This is a genomic window from Bradyrhizobium sp. CCBAU 051011 (assembly GCF_009930815.1).
In the GTDB taxonomy this organism is placed as follows: domain Bacteria; phylum Pseudomonadota; class Alphaproteobacteria; order Rhizobiales; family Xanthobacteraceae; genus Bradyrhizobium.
This window is the reverse complement of the sequence record NZ_CP022222.1, coordinates 5,792,589-5,808,582: the sequence shown is the minus strand read 5'-3', so window position 1 is coordinate 5,808,582 and position 15,994 is coordinate 5,792,589. Positions and strand designations below refer to the sequence as shown.

The window sequence follows — 15,994 nt, the reverse complement described above, 5'->3', positions numbered from 1 at the left end:
CGCGCTGCTAGTGTCAATTGATAGACCTGTACCCCCTCACCCGCCGCGCAAGAGCGCGGCGACCTCTCCCCGCAAGCGGGGCGAGGTAAGGAAAGAGCGATGCTTCCCATCACGACGCCTTCCTGATCTTGAAGCTGTTCAGATATTCCTCGGGCTTGGCGGGATCGAAATTCTTGCCCATCACCGAAAAACTCTTGGTCGTCGTGGTGGGCGGCGTCAGCCCGGCTTCCTTCATCAGCCTTGTGGCGTCGGTGGCGAGATAGACCTGCGCGGCAATGCCGGCATAGTCGATGTCGCCCTTGATCTGACCCCAGCGCTTCATCTGGGTCATGATCCAGACGGCGAAAGATTGCCACGGGAACGGATCGAAATCGACGCGGTTCGGCTGGGTGACGATGTTGCCGAGACCGTCGGCGAAGGTGCCGGTCAAGATCTGCTCCAGCACGATCGGCGGCTGGTTCAGATAGTTGGCCGGCGCGATCGCGTTTGCGATCTCCTTGCGGTTCTCCGCCTTGTGCGCGTACGCAGTCGCCTCGATGATCGACTTGAGCAAGGCGCCATAGGTATTCGGCATCGTCGTGACGAATTCCTTCGACGCGGCGAAGGCGCAGCACGGGTGCCCTTCCCAGATGTCCTTGGTCAGGATGTGGATGAAGCCTGCGCCGTCGAACACGGCACGCTGGTTCATCGGATCGGGCCCGAGAAAACCGTCGATATTGTCGGCGCGCAGATTGGCGACCATTTCCGGCGGCGGCACCGCGCGGATCTGCACGTCGGTATCGGGATCGAGGCCGTGCTCCGCGAGATAGTAGCGCAGCAGATAGTTGTGCATCGAATAGTCGAACGGCACTGCGAACTTGAAACCCTTCCAGCTCTTCGGGTCGCGCTTGTCCTTGTGCTTGACCGACAGCGTGATCGCCTGCCCGTTGATGTTCTCGACCGCCGGCATGGTGTAGGGGATCGGATTGGAGCCGGCGCCCATGGTGATGGCGAGCGGCATCGGCGACAGCATGTGGGCGGCGTCGTATTCCTTGTTGAGAGTCTTGTCGCGAATGACCGCCCAGCCGGCGGTCTTGATGACTTCGACGTTCAAGCCGTTCTTGGAATAAAACCCCATCGGCGCCGCCATGATGATCGGCGTGGCGCACGTGATCGGGATGAAGCCGACCTTGAGGTCTTTCTTCTCGAGCGGCCCGCCCTGCGCGAACGCTTCGGTCGCGGTCTTGAGCGGGAAGAATTGCGACAGCGCGGCCGCGGCGGTTGCCGCGCCCACCGATTTCAGAAATGCGCGTCGTGCAACGTCCTGCGGAAACATCGCCCGCATCACGGCGGAGGCGACGACACCCTCGTAGCGCTTCTGCTCGCTCTCGATGGCGGATTGGGCCTGCAGTTGCGCGGCCTGATGATCGGCTTCGCTGACATGCTGGCCGCAAGAGCAGCCACCGGCATGAAGACCACGGTTTGGATCGAATGGGTTGTCGAAGGTAGACATCAGCCCTCCTGCGCGACGTTTGCCCCCTAATTAAGCAAGGCATATGCCAGCCACGCTTTGCGGCGATGGCGCTGACATCACAGGGATTTTGCTGATATTGGCGATTACGAAAATTCGTGTTACACGAAATATCGTAATTGAATTACGAGATTTCGGAGTAACGGATGGATCTCGCCCTCGGTTCAACCGTCCCGCCGCAGGACGTCGAACTCCGCGCCGCCACGTTCGAATTCGCGATCGAGCCGACGCTGCTGCTCGATCCCCATGCCGACCAGATCGTCGACGCCAATCCGGCCGCCTGCACCCTGCTCGGCTACGATCGCGCCCTGCTGCGGCAGACCAAGGTCAGCACGCTGCACAGCGGCCAGTTGCCGGCGCTGATCGTCTTTACCCAGGCGGTGCTCGACAAGGGCGCGTACTGGACCAACGCACTGACGCCGCGCCACGCTACGGGGCAAAGCCTGCGCCTGGAATATGCCGGCTCGCTGGTGCCGGAAGGAGGACGTTCGCTGGTGCTGCTCACCATGAGCGATCTCGACGCGCGCCGCCGCCGCTACGTCGATGCGGCGGCCGAAGACCACATGCGCGGCGGGATCGCGACCTGGCAGCGCGTCGAGCGCGTGTTCCAGGATATCGAACGGGAAAATCAGTTGATCCTGCGCGCCGCCGGCGAAGGCATCTACGGCGTCAACGCCGAGGGCAAGACCACCTTCGTCAACCCGGCGGCCGAACGCATGCTGGGCTGGGGCGCGGAAGAACTGGTCGGCAAGGAAATCCACCCGATCGTCCATCACACCCATCATGATGGGCGGCACTATCCCGATCACGACTGCCCGATCTATGCGGCCTTTCGCGACGGCGCCGTGCACCAGGTCGAGGGCGAAGTGTTCTGGCGCAAGGACGGCACGCCGGTCTGGGTCGAATACACCTCGACTCCGATCCGCGACCGCGGCGTCGTGGTCGGCGCCGTCATCGTATTCCGCGACGTTAGCCAGCGCCGCGAGGCCGACGAGAAGCTGCACGCCGCGCTCGCCGAAGTCGATCGCCTGCGCGAGCGGCTGGAGCTGGAAAACGCTTATCTGCAGGAAGAAATCCGCATCGAGACCAACCCGCGCGGCATCATCGGCCAGAGCGAGGCGATCCAGAAGACGCTGCGCCAGGTCAAGCTGGTGGCGCCGACGTCGGCGGCCGTCATGATCACCGGCGAATCCGGCACCGGCAAGGAATTGATCGCGCGCGCCATCCACGAGGCGAGCAGCCGCCGCGACCGCCCGCTGATCCGCGTCAACTGCGCGGCGATCCCGCGCGAACTCTTTGAAAGCGAGTTCTTCGGCCATATCAGAGGCGCCTTCACCGGCGCGATGCGCGATCGCATCGGCCGGTTCGAACTCGCCGATGGTGGCACGCTGTTCCTCGACGAAGTCGGCGAAATCCCGCTGGAGCTGCAGGGCAAGCTGCTGCGGGTGCTGCAGGAGGGCAATTTCGAACGCGTCGGCGAAGAGCGCACCCGCGCCGTCGACGTGCGCCTGATCGCCGCAACCAACCGCGATCTCAAGCAGGAAGTGCAGCGCGGCCGCTTTCGCGAGGATCTCTACTTCCGCCTCAATGTCTTTCCGGTGGAGTCGGTGCCGCTGCGCGAGCGGCGCGAGGACATCCCGCTGCTAGCGCAGCATTTTTTGACACGCGAGAGCAAGGCGCTGAAATCCGACCTGCGTCTGTCGGAAGGCGATGCGCGCAGGCTCGCACGCTACGACTGGCCCGGCAATGTCCGCGAACTCCAGAACGTGATCGAGCGCGCGGCGATTCTAGCGCAGAGCGGCCGGCTCCGCATCGACCTACCCGACGCACCCGGTACTCAGCCCTCCCCCGGCGCGCCGCGCGTGAAAGCAGATAGCCGTCCCGCGGTCATGACATCAGCGGAAATGCGCGCGCACGAACGCGCCAACATCCTCGCCGCGCTTCAGGCTTGCTCCGGCAAGGTGTTCGGCCCCGGCGGCGCCGCCGAGATGCTCGACATCAAGCCGACCACGCTGGCCTCACGCATCAAGGCGCTGGGGATTACCGAACGCTCGCGTGGCGCCGCGGGTCTCAGCGGATAGACGCGGCCGTCAGCCCAACCCGGCTCGTCTGGTCGGGCTGCGATCCGGTCCAGCCTATCGGTCAAATGACTTGGCCGCCGGAGACTTCGATCCGCTGGGCGTTGATCCAGCGATTGTCGTCGGTCAGCAGCTTCGCGATCATCGGGCCGATGTCGTCAGGCACACCGACACGACCAAGGGCTGTCATGCCCGCGAAGGTCTTGTTGAGATCCGGCGTGTCGCGGACGGCGCCGCCGAGGAAGTCTGTCTCGATCGCTCCCGGCGCCACGGTATTGACCGCAATGCCGCGGCTACCGAGTTCCTTCGCCATGTAAACGCTGAGCACCTCGACCGCTCCCTTCGCCGCCGAATAGGCGGAGAAGCCGGGGAAGGAGATGCGGGTCAGGCCGGAGGACAGGTTCACGATCCGCCCGCCGTCCGCGATCAGCGGCAACAGCGCCTGGGTGAGGAAAAACACGCCCTTGAAATGGACATTGACCAGCTTGTCGAACTGCGTCTCGGTCGTCTCCGCAATCGAAGCCATGTCGCCATGGCCGGCGTTGTTGACAAGGTGATCGAACGTATCGCGCTGCCAGGTCTTCCGCAGCGCGGTCCGCAGGCGCTCGGCGAAAGGCTTGAACGCGGAGACATCGCCAACATCGAGCTGGAGTGCGATCGCCGTGCAGCCCATCGCCTCGATTTCGGCGACAACGGCTCGAGCGCGTTCCTCACGGCTCTGATATGTGATGATGACATCGCTACCCTCGCGGGCGATGTTGAGCGCAGTGTTCCGGCCAAGCCCGCGGCTTGCTCCGGTAATGAGAGCGATCTTGGTCATGCTAGGTTCCTATTGCTTGCGTGGCCACTCTGATATGCAGCCTGGGAGCTGGCCTTTGTTGCCGGAACCTCGACGATCTTTGCCTATTCCTACAGATCGAATTTACGCATCGGTTCAGGCGCGATAGGATCGCTGTATGATCGACACTCTCCTCAAGGCTGTTCGCCGCTATGCCGAGGTCCATGCCGATCCGGCTGGGGTTGCCCGAACGCCGATTCCTGGCCTGACGACCATTCGTGCGACCGCACCGAGCGGCATGGACTATGCGATCTCCCGCCCGCTCGCCTGCCTTGTGCTGCAGGGAACCAAGCAAGTGACGATGGGCAATAGGGCTTTCACGTTCAGTGCCGGCGACTCTCTGCTGATCACGGCTGACGTGCCAACGGTAAGCCAGGTCACACGGGCGAGCATCGCCGCACCCTACCTCTCGCTTGTATTGGACTTGGATCCGGTGGTGATCGCAGACCTCGCCGTGGAGATGAAGGCGGTGCCGATCGCCGAGGGCGCGCCCGTGCGCCACGAGCCGACCGACGCCGAAGTCACCGACGCAGCGCTTCGGCTGATGCGCCTGATTGAGCGCCCGGCATCGGTGCCAGTTCTGCGCACACAGTTGGTGCGTGAGATGCACTACTGGCTCCTGGCCGGACGGCATGGGGCGGCGATCCGACATCTTGGCTGGCCGGACGGCCATGTGCAACGCGTGGCGCGCGCGGTCGCGGTGCTTCGAGCCGAATTCGCTCAGCCATTGCGGGTCGCGCGCCTCGCGGTTATTGCCGGGATGAGCCCATCGGCCTTCCACCAGCACTTTCGCACCGTGACGTCTCTTTCTCCGCTGCAGTTCCAGAAACAATTACGTCTGATCGAGGCGAGACGGCTGATGCTGTCGGATGGAATGACCTCAAGCAGCGCTGCGTTCGCGGTCGGCTACGAGAGCGTCTCTCAGTTCACCCGGGAATACGCCCGCATGTTCGGTTTGCCGCCCATCCGAGAGACCAAGGCGGCAAGGGGCAATATCCGGGCCGCCTAATCCGGGCCAGCTCCGCATCGACCTGCCCGATGCCGCAGGCGTCCAGCCCACTCCGGGATCGGCGCGTGAAAGCCGACGCCCGCCCCCGTGGTCATGACCGCAGCGGAAATGCGCGCGCACGAGAGTGCCAACATTCTTGCCGCGCTTCAGGCCTGCTCCGGCAAGGTGTTCGGGAAATTTCACCTCGAGCGAGCCCTTATCAGCAACGGAAACCTCGCCGCTTGTCGATGCGTTGACATGCTGTTGTCTTGATTGTCAACAGCAAGAGGCCATCAATGTCGATAGGCACACGCCGAGCCCAATTAATAGGCGCATTCGGCGCCATTTATCTGTTATGGGGTGGGACATATCTAGCGATCGCGCTAGGCTTGCAGTCAATCCCTCCTTTGCTGCTGATTGGAGCGCGCTCCATTCTCGGTGGCGCTGTATTGCTTGGCTTCTCGCAATTGAGGAGATTGAACCCACGATCGCGGGAAGATTGGTGGCACGCTGCAATCAGTGGCGCGCTCCTCTTCATCGGATGTCACGGGACCCTCGCATATGCCCAGCGTTATGTCCCTTCGGGGTTATCGGCCATCTTCTTGGCGACCATTCCGTTCTGGATCGTGCTTGTCAACGTATCAACTGGTCAAAGCGAAGCTTTGAGAAGACTCTTGGCGCTTGTGCCCGGCTTGGCCGGCGTCGCATTAATCGCATGGAATGAAACGTCGAATACGCACAATTCGCTGCCGATCGGTGCGATTCTTTTGCTGCTGGTATCCTCTCTGTCCTGGGCACTCGGCAGCGTGTACGTGCAAAGGCGTGCAGCCCATATTCCGCCCCATGATCTTGCGGGCATGCAGCTTATCTGTGGTAGCGTCGGCCTGTTGGTGCTGAGTCATTTGGTCGGCGAATGGATCGACTTCTCGCCTCGCCAGGTCTCAATCGTGTCGCTCGGGGGTATGCTCTATCTGGCGCTCCTCGGTAGCGTCGTCGGGAACACAGCCTACCTGTGGCTGCTCGATCGCATGTCCGCCCCGGTTGTCGCCACTTACACCTTCGTCAATCCAGTCGTCGCGCTCATGCTTGGAGCATGGATTCTTGGCGAACGGATTGCGATGCTGAGCTTAACGGGCGCGGCGTTGGTGATCAGCTCTGTTGCGGCGCTTCTCTACTTTGCGAGTGCCGATGAGCGGGCTTGACAGCGATCCACTGCGGATCGACGACAAAACTTGCGCGACACGGGGTGCCGAGGCCTCATTAACTGGCCGGTCATGGCCCAAAGGCGACATGCGCCTTTCGAGAGCAAAGCGGACCTGACTTAACTACCAGGACAATGCCCTAGTAGCGGCGGCCGCCGACCGCGAAGGACGAAGCGCCGGGCAGCGAATTGATCTCGCTGTCGAGGCGGCCTGACTGCTGGACGTAGCCGACCCCGAGCGACAGGCTGAGATTCGACGTCGCCTGGAATTCGACGCCAGCATACGCGCTACTGACGGGCAACGTGCCGGATTTGGAATCGAACGGCGCGAACGGGCCGCCGATGCCGGTATTGTATTTCAGCGTGTCGAAACCGGCATAGAAGGTGATGGGCGGCCCGCCGCCGTTCTTCAGGCTATAACCGAACTGCGCGCCTTCGCTGTAGATCGATCCGAAACTGCCGAACGCACTCTGGCTGAGACCGCTGAAGCCCATGGTGCTGCGCTGGCTGCCGACAAAAAAGCCGTTCGAGAAATTGTAGCGCGCATAGGAAGAGCCGTTACCGAGGTCGCGGAAGTCGAAGCTCGGAAAGTTGCCGTAGGCATCGGGGCTCTCGCCCGCAGTGCCGCTGAATCCCATCGGCCAGCCCGGGATCCAGTAATTTACCGGCGAGGCCTGGGCATGGGCCGCCGGCGCGCTGAGACACAGCATCGCCACGACCAATGCGAAACCTAATCTGCCTGAGAACATCGACATCCCACGACCACCCGACTGCGCCGTGATTATACGCACCGGATATCGGGAACGCCAGAGCGGCGGTGGTGCGCGGTTCCACCAGTTGGCGATGGTCACATCGAGGTCGCAACCGCGTGGTTGCAGTCTGATCCGGTTGAATCAGACTGCAACATCGGACGCGTCCTTATGCCGCCTTGGTGGTGAGCTTGGCCTCCGTTGGCAGCCCCTCCTCGATCGGCAGCGCGGGATCGCGCGACCATTCGTTCCAGGAGCCGAAATACATCCGCACATCCTTCACGCCGGCGTTTTTCAAGGCGAGGAACGTGTTCGAGGCGCGCGCGCCCTTGAAACAGTAGAGATAGACCGGCGTGCTTTGCGTGATGCCGACGGTGGCGCATTCCGCCAGGATTTCGTTCTTGGACTTGAAGCGTGGCCCTTCCGCGGTCGGCTTCATCATGCGGTACCATTCGAGCCAGACGGCGCCGGGGATGCGTCCCTTGCGCGGGCAGAAATCCTTCCCATACGGAGAAGAGCTTTCGCCGATCCACTCGTCGATGTCGCGGACATCGAGCAGTGCGATACCGGGCTTGCCGACGGCGGCGAGCATGGTCTTGGCGTCGATCAGGATGTCGCCGGCTTCTGGCAGAACCGAGAACGACGCCTTCACCGGTGACGGCACGTCCTTGGTCACCGGCAGGCCCGCAGCCGCCCAGGCATCGTAACCGCCATGCAGCACCTTGACCTTGGGATAGCCGAGCATGGTCAGGAGATAATAGCCGCGGCAGGACTGGCCGAAGCCCGAATTCATCGATTGTTCGTAGATGACCGCGGTCTCTTTGCCCGAAAGGCCGGCCGCGCCGAACGCGTCGGCGAATTTCGTTTTCAGTTCGTGAATGCCCTCCGGCGTCGAGGTCGCCAGATAGGTGAAGATTTCATGGACGTTGACGGCGCCGGGGAGATGCCCCGCGCCGTAAGCCTCGGGATTGCGGGTGTCGATGACGACGCACGGCTCTTGCTTGAGGAATTCCGCGAGTTCGCCGGCAGTTATCAGAACGTCCGTCATGGCAGGCTTCTCCTGTTTCAAGGTTGCGGGTTAGGGTCGGTCGGAAGTCAGTGCTCGTCGCCTGCCAGCATCTTGCGGAGCTGCTTGGTGGCGGGCGTAACGATGGCAACGAAATAGGCTTCGCGCAGCCGGCGCTGCGCGCGATGGCTCTTGAGGTAGCCGCGCGCACCGCAATGGAGCATCGCCGCATGCGCGGCCGCGACGCTGGCGTCGCCGAGCCGCAAGCGAAGTGCGACGACGCGCCGCCAATAGCTGTCGTCGGAGTTATAAGGATCGCTCGCCAGCGCCATCACCTCCTTTTCGAACTCGGCGTGGAGTTCGCGGAATTGCGTCGGCTGCTGCGGCAGATAGCGGTTGACGTGCCCGAGCGGCGCCTCGACCTCGTCCATGATCTCGATGCAATCCTTGATCAGGCCGAGCGCCATGCCGGTCTGCAGCAGAATGAAGCCGGCGCGGATCTTTTTCACGAACGGCGCGGCCTGTTCGGCCAGGATCAATTCATCGGGCACGAACGCGTCGCGGAACTGCACGCCATAGGTGCCGGTGCCGTCCATCGCGAGAAAAGGTTTGCACGGCTGCAGCGTGATCGCGGGATCGGAGCAGTCGGCGAGGAACATCACAATGCCGCCGCCCTCGTCCTCGCGCTCGAAGATGGTGCCGAAGAAATGATCGGGACCAAGGTTCGACACCCACGGCAGCGCCCCCTTGACGACGTAGCCGCCCTCGACTTTACGTCCCTTCAATTTGAGCTTCTCGATGCCGAAAAAACTCTTCATCGGATTGGAGAGCCCGGTGCCGCCGAGCACCCGTCCGCTCGAAAAACTGTCGCCGAAGCGCCTTGCAAGCTTCAGATTGGTCGAGTTCGCTGCGTACCAGACCAGCGTGTTCTGGCACCAGGCCATGAACGCCGTCGCGCCACAGACCTCCCCGATCGCAGCGATAGACTGGATGGCACAGCGCAGGTCGGCCGGTCCCTCCTGCGGGACATGGCTGCCCCACGCGCCGATCTCACCGAAACCGCGCAGCAACGCGTCGGGATAGGCGGAGCCGGCATCGATGGCCAGCGCAAGCGGCGCCAGGTCGCGGCGAGCCAGTCTGGCAACCTCGTCAACAATCGTGGGAGCAGGCTGATCTGCAACTTCGACCCGCGACAAAGCCAGTGAACCCATGATCTCCCGCTCCCTCTTGCACGCGTGCGTTACGTTAGATGCCGACCTCGAGATTGACGGGCCGCGTAAAGGTGTTGGCGACCGGCGACCACTTCTTGACGTGGGTGACCAGCGCGTCGATCTCGGCTTTGGAAACGCCCTCGCATTCCATGTCGACCTTGACGCGCACATCGGTGAAGCCGACCGGCTTCTCGCTGACGTCGCCGGTGCCCCACACCGCCGTGATGTTGAGGTCGCCCTCGAGTTCGAGTTCGAGCTTGTTGACGATCCAGCCGCGGTGAACGGCGTTGGCGTGCAGGCCGACGGCAAGGCACGAGCCGAGCGCAGCCAGCGATGCTTCGGAAGGATTGGGCGCGGTGTCGTCGCCCAAGAGGCCCGGCGGCTCGTCGACGATATAGGGCGCGAGGTTGCGGATGTAGTTGGCGTGGCGAAACTTGCCCTCCGCCACCGTCTTGCACTTCAAGGTCTTGATGACCTTCGGATTGGCCTTGCCGTTGGCGATGAGCTGCTCGAGCCCGCCTCTGTCGATCGGGGCCAGGCAGCCCGTCAGCACTGTTTTTTGAGCAACCGCAGTCATCTTTTCTCTCCCTGAGGTAGGATACCGAACGTTCTGTTTCCTGCATTAAGCGTGCCAGAACCGGCCGAAACCAAAAGCCGAACTTCTCTCGCTGCTTAGCCATACATGCCCGGAAATTGATCAGCGCCGCGCTGCTCACGCGGGATGCAGTTGCCGCGCGGCCTGCGATTATTTTCGGCGCAAAGATGCGGCTTGATGATTGCGGCGCGGTTCGATTAACTGGCGCACATGGGCAAATCAGTTCCGAAGAAGAAGCAGTTCGCCGCGGGAGACGAGGAAACCGCGCGCGGCCGCCTGCTCAGCGCGGCGACGCATCTGTTCTGCAAGAACGGCATCAACGCCACCGGCATCGACGCCATCATCGACGAGGCCGGCACCGCGAAAACCACGCTCTACAAACTGTTCGGATCGAAGACCAACCTCGTCAACGCCGTGCTGGAGAGCGAAGGTAAGGCATGGCGCGAATGGTTCATCGGCGCCATAGAGGATGGCGGCGGCGACGCGCAGGCAAAGCTGAAGCGGATTTTTCCGGCGCTGAAGCGCTGGTTCGCCGAGGAACGCTTCTACGGCTGCCCCTTCATCAACGCGGTGGCCGAGCACGACAAGGACGCCAAGCAATTCCGCAACATCGCGCTGCGCCACAAGAAAGTGGTGCTGGCGCATATCGAGAAGCTCGCCAGTGAGATGGGCGCCGCCGAACCGCAGGTGCTCGCGCATCAACTCGCGCTGTTGATCGACGGCGCCATCGTCGCCGCGATGGTCTCGCGCGATCCCTCGGTCGCCGATACCGCAGGCCTTGCCGCCAGCAATCTGTTCGGGTCTTCGAGAGCAAAGAAGCCGAAGCGGACCGGTAGTCCCGCCGAGCTGGTCGCCGTCTGACGGCCGCTAGTGCGACGCGAAAGCCGTAGCACCGAAAGCCAGAAAGAGAACGCCGGCCACGATCAGGGCGACGCCAGCGGCACGGCTGAGCCATTGGCTACGAGGCAGCAATTTCTCGAAGGCGACATAGATCGCAACAGCGGCGACCCAGGCGAGGTTCATGACGCCGGCGACGAAAAGCAGCGCCATCAGAAACCAGCAGCAGCCGACGCAATAGCCGCCGTGCAGCAGGCCCATGCGGAACGCGCCAAGTGTGCCCGGTTTCCAATACCAGCTCAGGAACATTATGGGACTCTGGCAATAATGCAGACAGGCGTGCTTGAGCGGCGTGAACTGATAGAGCCCGGCGGTGAGCAGGATGGCCCCGGCGAGCACAGTGCTGGTGCTCGCCATCATGCCGGACAGCAATCCGGCCTGATCAAGTCCCCACTGCAGCGAGACCGCAACGAGACTGAAGCCTGCCCAGATCACGACATAGCCGGCGAGAAACAGCCAGCTTGCAACGACGGGGCTATCCGTCGTCGCCTGCCTGCGCTTGATCGCCGTGAACAGCAGGATCGTCGGCGCTGCGCTCGGCACCATCATCGCAACCATCATCACCCACCACATCGCGAACATGAGCCCGGCCTGCGCCAGCGACCACGGCTCAGGGTCCATCGGCATATCGGCCATGCTCATGTCTATGCCGGCGCCGGCAAGCAGATAGCCCCAGGAGAACGCAACCACGGTGGCTATTCCGATGGCCACGATCAGGCGATCGTGCCGCAGGGTCTGCTCGAGCGTCCAGGTCCCCGTCATGAATCCGCTCCCGATGCTGGAACGGCACCTAGTTGGATTCTGCTGCGGCGCTAGGCCGCGACGCCCTCCGGCGTCTGGACCACGTTGGCGAGCGAACTATGCGTGCCCTTGGTCTCGAATTTTATGGCGCCGGTCGAACGAATATTGGCCGAGGCAACCTCCGCCGCCCTGTGTTCGAAGCCTTCTGGCATCACAACCTGCACGCGGTGAGGCTCTCCGGTCACGGGATTCTTGATCGGCTCAACCTCGGTCTCCAGCACACCCGGCACGACGACACGCGCCACGCGCCCATTCTTGTCGAACGAGAACTCGAACGGCGCAAACACCGGCTCATGCATCTTGGTCACGATCAGGCTGAGGATCTGGAACAGCGTGCCTTCGGCGGAATGCTTGCCCGACATGATGTTGAACAGCGCTTCGCGCTGTTCCGGCGTGGCACGCTCATCGACAATTGGCTGTAGCTGGCCGTTGCCCTCGTGCAGCGCTCCGGGAAAATCGACGGTCGCCGCGAAAACCAGGCCGTCGAGTTTGGTTTTTTCGAAATGTCCCTTGGTGATCCGCATGCCGACCATGCCCTTGCAATAGCCTTGGGTCGGCAGGGCATTGAAATCGCACGGGCAGCCGAATGCGCACGTGCAGTTCTTGATCCATTCGCCTTCGAGACGCCAGTCGGACGTAGCCATGGCAGACCTCCGCGTTGCGTTGTCGATTGGACTGCAGCCGCTTGAAAGCTTCGCCGGCGTCAAATGCGCGATCGATGCGAGCGGGTCGCGGTCAAAGCATCGGCCCATGCCACGACAGGTGGCACTTCCAGCGACTTGTCCGAGCAAGCCAAGCTTACTCCGTTTGAGGGCGCAAAGACAGAGACGTCGGCTAACCGAAAAGGGCCGGCTAGCTTCCCTCGCTCAGGTGCGCTTCGAGCCGCCCGAGTTCCGTCGCCAGATCCCCCTCCACATCCGCCACCTTCATCTCGATCACGCGATAGTCGCGCGCCTCCAGCCAGGCCTTCCGCCCGGCGCGGTCGGCAATGATCGCGTCCGACTCGTTCGGGTTGACCAGTTCGACCGCGAGGCGATGCACGAAGGAGACGAAATCGGGAATGTGGCGGCCGACCGGCGTCTGGCGCTTGAACTGGCCGGCAAATCGGCGGTCGCGGGTCAGCGCCTGCCACAGAATGCGCTCGGCATCGGTCGGGTTGCGGCGAAGCAGCCGGGCGAGCCCGCGCACGGTAGAGCTGTCGCCGGGCGCCGCCGGCCCCTGCCCATGCTCGGCCAACAGCGCCCGCAGCCGCGTCGCCTGTTCGCCGTCCAGCACGCCGCCCTTGGCCGGCCCCTTGCGGCCTTCGGCGATCGCCATCACCACGCCGTGCAGGGTGTGCATGTCCTGCTTGGTCGGGTCCATACGGGTGAAGATGTTGCGCAGATTCACCAGCATGGTGTCCCGCTTCTCCCGCGGGCGGAGGAATTCGACCTTGTCGAGTTCCCGGACCAGATTGTCGAAGAAGGCCTGCATCTGGTGCTGCGAGGCCGGCTCAGACCGTTCGGGCATCGCGAACGGCAGCGCGCCGCCGGTCGACAGCTTGAACCACTCGTAGCCGATCAGCAACACCGCCTGCGCCAGGTTGAGCGAGGCGAAACCCGGATTAACCGGGAAGGTGATGATCCGGTTGGCGAGCGCGACCTCCTCGTTCTGGAGGCCATAGCGCTCGCGGCCGAACAGGATGCCGGCCCCGCCGCCGCTGCCGACATGGGCCACGATCTCGGCCGCCGCTTCCACCGGCGCGACCACCTGCTTGGCCTGGTCATGGGCGCGGGCCGTGGTGGCAAACAACAGCGTCAGGTCCGCGACCGCCTGTTCGACGGTGTCGAACAACTGCGCCTGTTCCAGAATCTGGTCGGCGCCGGCCGCCGCCCGCTGCGCGGCGATGTTCGGCCAGCCGTCGCGCGGATTGACGATCCGCAAGCGCGACAGCGCGAAATTGCCCATCGCCCGCGCGGCCATGCCGATATTCTCGCCGAGCTGCGGCTCGACGAGGATCACAACAGGTCCGGCTAAGTCGAAACCAGACTTGGTTTTATCGGTGCCGGACATTTCTCGACTTCACCTTCTGATTCAATTTCCGAAGTTGATTCAACCTCTGAAGGTTTTGAATCACCGCGATGGATTCAGTTCGTTTCGGATGGCGGCCCAATTCGCGAGCCTGCTGCGCGGCTTACTAACCTCTCCGCGCGCTCGCTCAAAGCCTCAAGGAGGCCCTGATCCCGCACCGTCGCTTGCGCGCATTAGACTTTCGGATAGGCTAACAATCACAAGCAAAGCGAAGCGAAGCTGCAAACAATCCCGAGCGCCGGTTCAACGGTGAAGGGCATCAACGGGAGGCGTCCATGCGCGGCAGGTGGTCGTTGGCGATTGTCGGCGTGGTCCTGATCCTGGCGGGCGGCCTGCTCGCCCATCTCACCCAGACCGTCGGCGGCATCCGGATCGAGGATGTCAGGTTCAAGGGCGCCAAGGGCAACACCATGAGTGGGTTGCTCTACATCCCGCCCAACGCCACGCCGCAGATCCCCGTTCCCGGCATTCTCGCGGTTCACGGCTACATCAATTCGCGCGAGACCCAGGACGGTTTCGCTATCGAGTTCGCCCGCCGCGGTTATGTCGTCCTCGCGCTCGATCAGACCGGCCACGGCTATAGCGACCCGCCCGCTTTCGCCAACGGATTCGGCGGCCCCGATGGCCTCGCTTATCTGCGCAGCCTTGAAATCGTCGACAAGAACAATATCGGGCTCGAGGGCCACTCGATGGGCGGCTGGACCGTGCTGGCGGCGGCGACGGCCGCGCCCAACGACTACAAGTCGATGGTGCTGGAGGGCTCCTCGACCGGAAAACCGTTTGCGGCCGAGGGCACGACCACCTGGCCACGCAACGTGGCGCTGGTGTTCGCCAAATACGAGGAATTCTCCACCCTGATGTGGGGCGTCGACCTTGCCCGCGACGTGACCCAGAGCCCGAAACTCTGGGCGCTGTTCGGCACTCAGGGCCCGGTCGAGCCGGGCAAGGTCTATGGCGACATCGCGCAAGGCACCGCCCGGGTGCTGTATACCCCCGCCATCACCCACCCGGCGGAGCACATTTCCCACGAGGCGATCGGCTACAGCCTCGACTGGTTCGCCAAAACCCTGCAGGGCGGCACGCCCCGCCCGGTCGATGACCAGATCTGGTTCCGGAAAGAAATCGGCACGCTGATCGCCCTGCTCGGCTTCGTCGCGCTCTTGATCGGCGCCTTCGATGCGCTATTGGAAGCGCCGATGTATTCCCGCCTGCGGCTGCCGGAGATTGCCGACGGCACCATGCCGGAACATGTCGCCGCGAGCGGCCGCCGTTGGACCGCCGCCTTCATCCTGTCGGCCTTCATTCCGGCGCTGACGTACTATCCGGCATTCGCGCTGGGCGGGACATTCCTAAAACCCTCCGCCTTGCTGCCGCAGGGCATTACCAACCAGATCTTGGTCTGGGCCGTCATCAACGGCCTGATCACGCTGGCCTTGATGCGGTTCGCGCCCAAGCGCGCCAGCCGAAGCGGCATTGTCCTGCAGTCGGCCGTGATCGCCGTCGCCACTGCGGCAACCGGCTACGCCGCGCTGTGGCTTGCCGACCTCGCCTTCAAGATCGACTTCCGCTTCTGGATCGTTGCGCTGAAGCTGATGAGTGCGAAGCAGTTTTTGATCTTCGTGATCTATCTGGTGCCATTCACGGCATTTTTCGTCATCGCGCTGCATGTCCTGCACCGAAATTTCTCGACCATGGCGGCGCCCCGCGGGGCGCTGTACCTGACCAATATTCTTGCACTGACACTGGGCTTCATCGTGCTCGTGGGCGGGCAATACGCCATCCTCTGGCTCACCGGAAAGCTGTTCAACCCGCTGCCCGACCCCGGCTTCGTGCCGCTCTCGACCATCGTCGCCATCCAGTTCGTTCCGCTTCTGGCGATCTGCGCCGTGATCGCAACCTTCACCTGGCGGCGGACCGGCTCCAGCCTGCCCGGTGCCCTGATTTGTGGCCTGTTCGTGACTTGGTATGTGGTAGCGGGGACGGCGACCCAGGCAGCAATCTAATCTAAAGGATGGGCTGAAACTGCATAACAGCTTGGCTTCCGCCGGCC

The 15,994-nt window shown here is 63.0% G+C and carries 14 protein-coding genes; 5 read left to right on the top strand and 9 right to left on the bottom strand.

The features are described from left to right. Positions 1–109: 109 nt before the first annotated feature. Positions 110–1,492 (bottom strand): CmpA/NrtA family ABC transporter substrate-binding protein, encoded by a 1,383-nt coding sequence (locus ACH79_RS27135; RefSeq protein WP_161853670.1) that lies wholly within the window; start codon positions 1,490–1,492, stop codon positions 110–112. A 164-nt stretch (positions 1,493–1,656) separates the two neighbouring features. On the opposite strand from ACH79_RS27135, the gene ACH79_RS27130 reads away from it, so the two are divergent. Beyond that, a complete protein-coding gene (locus ACH79_RS27130) occupies positions 1,657–3,591 on the top strand; it encodes a sigma 54-interacting transcriptional regulator (RefSeq protein WP_161853669.1) in 1,935 nt (644 codons plus the stop codon). A 61-nt stretch (positions 3,592–3,652) separates the two neighbouring features. On the opposite strand, the gene ACH79_RS27125 is transcribed toward ACH79_RS27130, so the two are convergent. Further along, positions 3,653–4,408 (bottom strand): SDR family NAD(P)-dependent oxidoreductase, encoded by a 756-nt coding sequence (locus tag ACH79_RS27125; RefSeq protein WP_161853668.1) that lies wholly within the window; start codon positions 4,406–4,408, stop codon positions 3,653–3,655. Between the two features lie 136 nt (positions 4,409–4,544). Here ACH79_RS27125 and ACH79_RS27120 point away from each other — a divergent pair, with 136 nt between their 5' ends. Further along, positions 4,545–5,435 (top strand): AraC family transcriptional regulator, encoded by an 891-nt coding sequence (locus ACH79_RS27120; RefSeq protein ID WP_202639048.1) that lies wholly within the window; start codon positions 4,545–4,547, stop codon positions 5,433–5,435. Between the two features lie 275 nt (positions 5,436–5,710). Continuing rightward, the gene (locus ACH79_RS27115) at positions 5,711–6,616 is read left to right on the top strand and encodes an EamA family transporter (RefSeq protein ID WP_161853667.1); all 906 of its coding nucleotides are present in this window, start codon (positions 5,711–5,713) and stop codon (positions 6,614–6,616) included. 139 nt (positions 6,617–6,755) lie between these two features. Here the strand turns inward: ACH79_RS27115 and ACH79_RS27110 are convergent, their stop codons facing one another. The 4 genes from ACH79_RS27110 to ACH79_RS27095 all read right to left on the bottom strand — a co-directional run bounded on the left by ACH79_RS27110 (position 6,756) and on the right by ACH79_RS27095 (position 10,158). After that, the gene (locus ACH79_RS27110; protein ID WP_161853666.1) at positions 6,756–7,370 is read right to left on the bottom strand and encodes a hypothetical protein; all 615 of its coding nucleotides are present in this window, start codon (positions 7,368–7,370) and stop codon (positions 6,756–6,758) included. 163 nt (positions 7,371–7,533) lie between these two features. Beyond that, entirely contained in the window at positions 7,534–8,412 is an 879-nt protein-coding gene (locus ACH79_RS27105; protein ID WP_161853665.1) for a sulfurtransferase, read from the bottom strand. A gap of 47 nt (positions 8,413–8,459) precedes the next feature. Beyond that, the gene (locus ACH79_RS27100) at positions 8,460–9,581 is read right to left on the bottom strand and encodes an acyl-CoA dehydrogenase family protein (RefSeq protein WP_161853664.1); all 1,122 of its coding nucleotides are present in this window, start codon (positions 9,579–9,581) and stop codon (positions 8,460–8,462) included. Between the two features lie 34 nt (positions 9,582–9,615). Next, positions 9,616–10,158, bottom strand: a complete 543-nt coding sequence (locus tag ACH79_RS27095) for an OsmC family protein (RefSeq protein WP_161853663.1) — start codon at positions 10,156–10,158, stop codon at positions 9,616–9,618. A gap of 228 nt (positions 10,159–10,386) precedes the next feature. Here ACH79_RS27095 and ACH79_RS27090 point away from each other — a divergent pair, with 228 nt between their 5' ends. Then, entirely contained in the window at positions 10,387–11,037 is a 651-nt protein-coding gene (locus ACH79_RS27090) for a TetR/AcrR family transcriptional regulator (RefSeq protein WP_161853662.1), read from the top strand. A 6-nt stretch (positions 11,038–11,043) separates the two neighbouring features. Here ACH79_RS27090 and ACH79_RS27085 read toward each other — a convergent pair whose 3' ends face one another. From ACH79_RS27085 to ACH79_RS27075, 3 genes are all read right to left on the bottom strand, one after another. Then, entirely contained in the window at positions 11,044–11,835 is a 792-nt protein-coding gene (locus ACH79_RS27085) for a DUF2182 domain-containing protein (RefSeq protein WP_161853661.1), read from the bottom strand. 50 nt (positions 11,836–11,885) lie between these two features. After that, the gene (locus ACH79_RS27080; protein WP_161853660.1) at positions 11,886–12,518 is read right to left on the bottom strand and encodes a DUF1326 domain-containing protein; all 633 of its coding nucleotides are present in this window, start codon (positions 12,516–12,518) and stop codon (positions 11,886–11,888) included. Between the two features lie 208 nt (positions 12,519–12,726). Beyond that, the gene (locus ACH79_RS27075) at positions 12,727–13,926 is read right to left on the bottom strand and encodes a TrmJ/YjtD family RNA methyltransferase (RefSeq protein WP_161853659.1); all 1,200 of its coding nucleotides are present in this window, start codon (positions 13,924–13,926) and stop codon (positions 12,727–12,729) included. Positions 13,927–14,219: 293 nt separating this feature from the next. Here ACH79_RS27075 and ACH79_RS27070 point away from each other — a divergent pair, with 293 nt between their 5' ends. Then, on the top strand, positions 14,220–15,947 hold the full coding sequence (locus ACH79_RS27070) for a S9 family peptidase (RefSeq protein WP_161853658.1): 1,728 nt from the start codon (positions 14,220–14,222) through the stop codon (positions 15,945–15,947). The last annotated feature ends 47 nt before the right edge of the window (positions 15,948–15,994 follow it).